Source organism: Emticicia sp. W12TSBA100-4, assembly GCF_040253585.1.
Lineage (GTDB): Bacteria > Bacteroidota > Bacteroidia > Cytophagales > Spirosomataceae > Emticicia.
In genome coordinates this window covers 83,008-89,007 of the sequence record NZ_JBELAU010000019.1, presented here as the reverse complement: position 1 = coordinate 89,007, position 6,000 = coordinate 83,008, and the positions used below count along the sequence as shown (strand labels likewise).

Annotated in this window: 5 protein-coding genes; 1 reads left to right on the top strand and 4 read right to left on the bottom strand. The window is 38.9% G+C overall.

Going from position 1 to position 6,000, the window contains the following annotated elements; genetic code table 11:
* The 3 genes from ABR854_RS23350 to ABR854_RS23340 all read right to left on the bottom strand — a co-directional run.
* The coding region (locus tag ABR854_RS23350) for a choice-of-anchor Q domain-containing protein (RefSeq protein ID WP_350268274.1) at positions 1-2,859 on the bottom strand (2,859 nt) is incomplete at its 3' end.
* A 15-nt stretch (positions 2,860-2,874) separates the two neighbouring features.
* A complete protein-coding gene (locus ABR854_RS23345; protein ID WP_350268273.1) occupies positions 2,875-3,207 on the bottom strand; it encodes a LytR/AlgR family response regulator transcription factor in 333 nt (110 codons plus the stop codon).
* Positions 3,208-3,222: 15 nt separating this feature from the next.
* Complete coding sequence (locus tag ABR854_RS23340) at positions 3,223-3,747, bottom strand: hypothetical protein (RefSeq protein ID WP_350268272.1); 525 nt, start codon at positions 3,745-3,747, stop codon at positions 3,223-3,225.
* Positions 3,748-3,807: 60 nt separating this feature from the next.
* Between ABR854_RS23340 and ABR854_RS23335 the strand changes: the two genes are divergently transcribed.
* On the top strand, positions 3,808-3,936 hold the full coding sequence (locus ABR854_RS23335) for a hypothetical protein (RefSeq protein WP_350268271.1): 129 nt from the start codon (positions 3,808-3,810) through the stop codon (positions 3,934-3,936).
* Between the two features lie 78 nt (positions 3,937-4,014).
* Here ABR854_RS23335 and ABR854_RS23330 read toward each other — a convergent pair whose 3' ends face one another.
* A complete protein-coding gene (locus ABR854_RS23330) occupies positions 4,015-5,913 on the bottom strand; it encodes a helix-turn-helix domain-containing protein (protein ID WP_350268270.1) in 1,899 nt (632 codons plus the stop codon).
* Positions 5,914-6,000 lie beyond the last annotated feature (87 nt).

Sequence of the window (6,000 nt, the reverse complement as noted above, 5' to 3'; positions counted from 1 at the left end):
TAACGTCAAACTCGTTCCCGTAGCGTTATTCGACCACAATACTGTGCCTGTTGTACAGTTGGCTGTTAAAGTCAAAGTACTTGGCGAACAAACTACCAATTGGCTCGGTGGCGTGATTGTTGGTTTACTCGGAATAGCATAAACTGTTAAGGTATTAGAAGTTGCTCCCAAAGCTGTTTCACAGGTTGCGTCTTTACAACTGGCATAAAATGTTTGGTTTGCTCCCACTGGTGCCGTATAGCTTAACGAAGCTCCCGTTCCGATTGATGTACCTCCTGTGGAAGTATTGTACCATGTAACGGTGCCATTAGCACAAGTGGCTAATAAATTGACACTTGTCCCTTGACAAACTGCCGACTGACTTACTGAAACGGCGGTTGGGGTAGTAACGGCTACACTCTGTAACTCATAAGCTCCCATATCTATCTTAGTGCCAAAAACTCGTTGATTTCCTGCCAAGTCGGTGGTGGTGCTGTTAGCAGTATTATCACCTAAATTAACAGCAGGAGAACAGGCATATAGACTATAATTTTCATTAGCAACATCAACAAAAATGGGGTTTGTATCCAACACATTTCCTTCATTTACTATGGTGCCAGTTGTTGGAGAGATTCCTCCTTGCAAAATAGAATTAGAAATTTTTACTTGTGAATTATTGAGCCCGAGTTGAGGTTCGGTTGTAGGGATATTATTCCAAAAAATACTATTTTTTACTGTGTAATTTAAGATGATATTTCCGCTATTTATAAGATCGCTCTTTTCAATATATATGGTTCCTCCAGAGTTTAACCCGACGTTGTCTGAAAACGTACAATTAGTGATAGTTCCGTTTATAAAGGCAGAACTATAGATAGCACCACTTGCAGGCAGAATAACGTTGGGGTTGGCAATGGCTTGATTTTTAATAAAAAGGCAATTAGTGATGGTGGCTGTGAGAACAGTAGAAGAAGCAAATGGCGAACCAGATAACATCACCGCTCCTCCACGTAAGGCGTAATTATCGGTAAAAATGCAATTCGAAATGGTAAATAATCCATCGCTCGATGATGAACTACACCTAATTGCACCTCCAAAATCATTTTCTGAATAAGTTTTAGTAAGAGTAAAGCCATCTATTTTAAAACTGCCGCCTTGATTCACATTTAAATTAAATAAGTGCCTCGAATTATCGGTAATACTGGAAGGACTACCTATTTCGCCACTCAGAATAGTAGGATTATTTTTCCAATTACGGGTTGAAAGTTGGGTTTCGGTACCGTCAAAACCACCATAAATAGACAATTGGGCTTTGTTTGTCAAAAAGAAAGCATCTCGAATATTTGAATTAGTAGGCTTATAAACGCCTTTCGCTACCCAAATCTCAACTGGGCAAAAAAAGGTAGGTCTCAATAATGCCGAATTCAAATCAGTAAAAGCATCTTCCCATGTTAATCCGTTGTTGCGTCCTCCAGTGGCCGAAGCGTTTACGTACAGACGAGTCGGATATACAGTAAGTACATTGGTAGTGGCTACTAAAGCAGTCTCACAAGTCGTAGTTTTACAACTGGCATAAAATAATTGGTTATCTCCCACGGGTGCGGTGTAGCTAAACGAAGCCCCCGTGCCGATTGAGGAACCACCCGTTGAGGTATTATACCATGTAACTGTACCACTGGCACAAGTAGCTAATAAATTGACACTTGTGCCTTGGCAAGCAGTAGTTGAACTTATTGAAACAGCAGTTGGAGCAGTGATTGGCGAACTTTGTAATTCATATGCCCCCATATCTACTACTCCATTATTAAAGATACGTGGGTTATTTGCTAAATCTACCCCCGAGATTCCAGTATTATCTCCAGCATTGATGGCAGGTGAGCAGGCCGTAAGTCTTAAATCTCCAGTGCTGGCATTCACAAAAAGTGGGTCGATGGTTAGAATGTTACCATTATTGTTGATGGTTGATAATGACTGGGCGTTTAAAATCCCATTAACTCCACTTTGCAAAGTTGTATTTGAAAGAGTAAGAGTGGAGGAAAACAAACGAATTTGATTACCGCCTGTATTTGCATTATTACCCCATAAAATACAGTTTTTTAAAGTAATATTTGGGGCACCAAAATTTCGTGCACTATAAATGGCACCACCTCCATACATGCATGAATTGTAAGCAAACGTACAGTTGGTCAATACCGAATTAACATTTCCCTGAGACACAAATGCTCCACAGAAACCATATCCTTGATTTTGATAGAAAACGCAATTTACAAATGTTGGGTTACAAGTTCCACTATCACCACTGTTACCAACACCTCCTCCAGTTATTGCCGAATTTTGTCTCAAAATGCAATTTGTAAAAGATGGACTACACGATGCACCATTCCTTCCATCGTTAAAAATGCCTCCACCGAAAATTTCAGATGGAAGAGTAACTTTATCTGCATTCCCACCTGTAATCACAAAACCATCGAGTTTGGCAGTGCTGTTGATACCATTGCCGTTGGCTACTACGTGGTAGCTATTATCGTTTACCTCACCTACATTGCCAATATCACCACTCAAAATGGTTTCGTTGGCTATGGGGTTACGGTTGGCTAATGTACCTGAGCCATCATTCGGGAAGCCACCATAAATGGTTACTCCGTTTTTCATGCTGAATGAAATGGCACGGTCGGTGCCTGTGGTGGGCTTATAAGTACCAGCGGCTACCCAAACCTCTTGTACACCAGAGGCGTTTATCATCGCCTGTAAATTGCTGGAGGCATTGGCCCACGAACTACCATCGCCGCTTCCCGACGCCACGGGTCTTACATAACGTATCGTCTGAGCGTAAGTAAAACTTAGGCTCAGCAGAAGAAAAAAGAAAATAAACTTGGCTTTCATGTAGTACATTTTGGATTACAATTTATTTAGGTTAGATTTAATCAAAGCATTTATTAGTAAAGGCTTTCGTCGTCTTGAAACCAAAACCGATGCTTGGTCTTTGATTTTGAGCATCGAGCAAGACTCTTCAAACTCAGCAAAGTTGAGGTTGATAAAAAAAGAGCGGTTCGGGCGAAAGAAATACTTGCAGTTTGCAAAGCGGTCTTCGATTATTTTCAGATTAGTAGCAACCAATATTTTATCGCCATTCTTAAAGTGTACGTGCGTATAATTTGAGTCAGCAACAAAATACACCACTTCCGAGGGTGATACCATTGTTCTACTTCCGATACTTATGACATTTTCCATAGCTTTTGAGTTGTTTTAGTTTACGGTAAAGTTTGTTTTATTCTGAAAGGCATAATACCTATCTATCATTTTGGCTTCATTGAAATGAAAGCAATAATTCATTTTTAGGTCTGCGGTGCTACCATCAGTGTAGTGAACCGTTCCACTAAAAAGTGAAAAAACATACACTCCTGGCAAATCTGAAAACTTCATAGCCCTTTGGCTACTGATGGGTATCTGCGTAAACCTCGAACATTTCAGCGATTGAATTTTATTTACTTCTCTCCACTTTTGCCATGCCGCAATGGCCGCATTTCTGCCCACCGAATTGGGCGAAGTCGTGTCGTCGAGTAGTTCAAAATACACATCATCAGCCAGCATTTTACTCCAAGAATCCAAGTCAAAATCTGCTTGGTAACTGATGGTTTTTTCGGCCAAAACAGCATAGTTTTGAGTAGCAATACTGAGGTCGCTATTGCTCGAATTTTCTTGTTTTTGGCAGGCAAAAAGCAAGCCTATTAGCAAGATTTTTTTGAGGGTAAAAAAGATGAATCGTCGCATCGTTTTCATATTGTTTTTGATGAAATTGATGTGACAAAGTTCGAGAAGATTAAATTTTCTATGTTAGTATATTTGACCAAAAACTTAGGTTATTTGACCAAAAACTTGTGCTATTTGGTCAAATATGTAGATATTGCTCAAAAAGAGGCCTCGAATCATTCGGGTTGGGGGATTTTTCATTGTAAGTAAAAAATAAAAAAGTCGGTTGAGAAAACCCTCTCATCCGACTTCAAAAATCTTTTTTTTACAACATATTTTTCACCTTTTCTACTCCACTTCTACCTTCACATCATGCAAACCAAAGCGTTTCAACAATTCATCAAATCGCTTGTCGCCCTTCAAAGATTTAAAGAAAGGTGATACCTTTATATCCGTAGGAATTTGCTTCAAAGCAGCCATTTGCTCAAGGTATTTAAAGCTGTTTTCTTTGTCTTTAAGCCCAGCATATACCATAGCAAAATAGGTGTAGTTATCGGGTATATTGGCCAAAGTAGTCAAGTAGTTTTTGGCGGCAACATCTTGCCCCATACAAGCTTGGGTGTAGGCAATAGCGGCCTCAATACCTTTCACGGTAGGATTAAGCTGTTTAGCTTTGGTCAAATCAGAGAATGCTTTGGGATAGTCTTTGATATCGAGGTAATGATAACCTGTACTCCAATAAAACAGATAAGAATCATTGAACAAAAGTTTCCCTTTTTTGATAGCCTCGTTGACCAAGTCTATTCTCTTGGCATACGAACAGTTCCTGATGTGTCCTCCCAAAATAACGGGTGAAAGTGGGTCTAATAAAAGTGCTTTGGTACTATACGCCAATGCCTCGTCCAACATACCAAGCGAGCGTAACATCAGACTATACCAATAATTTACCTGTGCATTGTTTGGGTTGCATCGGAGAGCAATCTGAAAGGTAGTATTGGCTTGTTCCCATTTATGTTGGTCACGATAAATAGCCGCCAGCAAACCATAAGCCTCGGCATTGGCAACATCTATTCTGATTGCCTCCAATGCCTCTTGCTCGGCCATTCTAAAACTTGAATCTAAGTTTATATAATTTAAATTACCCAAACTAAAATAAACACCCGCTTTGCTGGCATAAGCATCGGCAAAACTCGGGTCTAAGGCAATTGCCTTATCCATTTTTTCTAAACTTGCTATCATTTTTTCTTTGGTTCGGGTAGCCAATAGCTGCCTTCCCTGCAAGTATTCGTTGTAGGCCTCGGTGTTTTCCGTCTGAATCTTGTTCGATTGTTGGGTATCAATATCGCTCAATTGCTCACGCAACACCTCTATAATTTCCTTGGTTATTTTGTTAGTAATGCCAATGACATCATTTGTTTCAGCTTCAAAACTTTTTATCCAAATCGTTTTGTCTTCTCTGGCCTTCACCAACTCAATACTGACCAATATTTTTGAACCAGCCTGCTTAATGGTGCCGTCTAAAATATAGGCTACTTGAAGTTCGCTGGCAATTTGTGGGATTGTTTTTTGAGAATCTTTGAATTGAGACGAAGAGTTTTTTGAAATAACTCTGAGTTTTTTGAGTAAAGTAAGCGACGAATGAACTTGCTCCACTAAGCCATCTGCAAAAAACGCATTGTCAATATTCCCAATGTTTTTAAAAGGTAAAATGGCAATTGAATTATCGGTGGTTGTTTGGTTATCTATCGCATTATTTTTTTGAAAAAAGTAAATGCTCGAAAATAAAACTAATAAGATAGGAATTCCCCAAAGCCAATTTTTATTAAATGTTTTTGTAGAAACATGACTTTCCACGAGTACCTTATTATAAATATCTTGACTGTTATATTGAACAGTCATCTTATCTTTATTCTTTCGATATTCGGTGGGGCTTACGCCATAGCTTTCTGTAAAATATTTACTAAAACTCTGAGGGGAATCAATGCCAACCGCATAAGTAATTTCTGAAATTTTCAGTTCCGAATTAACTAACAAATCTCTGGCTTTTTGAAGTTTTCGCTGGCGAATATAAAGCGAAATAGAAAGGTCTGAAGATTCCTTAATTAATCGAAAAAGTTGCGACCGACTTAATCCAAATTCCTTACAGATAGTATCTGAAGAAAATGACTCGTTTCCGAGATTATCATCAATCAGTTGGTTGACTTTGTCTAATAAAACTACTTCTGTATTACTTAACTTCTCTGACATTCAAAATAAGCGTTAAAGCTTCACTCAATGATAGTGGGGGTACTTTGGTTACAAATGTAAGTATAAAGCGAAAAAAAATATGCTATT

Coding starts and splice junctions, on each gene's coding strand:
- ABR854_RS23340 (WP_350268272.1), bottom strand. CDS start 3,747: ATGCGACGATTCATCTTTTTTACCCTCAAAAAAATCTTGCTAATAGGC.
- ABR854_RS23330 (WP_350268270.1), bottom strand. CDS start 5,913: ATGTCAGAGAAGTTAAGTAATACAGAAGTAGTTTTATTAGACAAAGTC.
- ABR854_RS23335 (WP_350268271.1), top strand. CDS start 3,808: ATGTTAGTATATTTGACCAAAAACTTAGGTTATTTGACCAAAAACTTG.
- ABR854_RS23345 (WP_350268273.1), bottom strand. CDS start 3,207: ATGGAAAATGTCATAAGTATCGGAAGTAGAACAATGGTATCACCCTCG.